Below are 237 nucleotides of genomic sequence, written 5' to 3'. Positions count from 1 at the left end.
CCTGCGTCCAGCCGAACTGAAGGCAGCTCGGGAAAAATTTGCCAACCATGAAATTGACCATGACGAACTGAAAGCCGTTGAAGACAAGTGTATCAAGGCGCTGGTCGAAAAACAGGCACAAGCTGAACTGCACGCGGTTACTGATGGTGAGTTCCGGCGTTCTTGGTGGCATCTGGACACGTTCTGGGGCTTTGAAGGGATCGCGCATACTAAGCCGGCACATGGCTACCGTTTCCA

The 237-nt window shown here is 53.2% G+C and carries 1 pseudogene; it reads left to right on the top strand.

Going from position 1 to position 237, the window contains the following annotated elements:
* Positions 1-237, top strand: a pseudogene (locus LJE08_RS14450) (5-methyltetrahydropteroyltriglutamate--homocysteine methyltransferase); the annotation flags it as partial.

This window comes from Holdemanella sp. DFI.5.55 (genome assembly GCF_020593575.1).
GTDB lineage: Bacteria > Bacillota_I > Bacilli_A > Erysipelotrichales > Erysipelotrichaceae > Holdemanella > Holdemanella hominis.
Note: the sequence above shows the minus strand (reverse complement) of the source record. Positions and strands in the feature narration are given on the sequence as shown.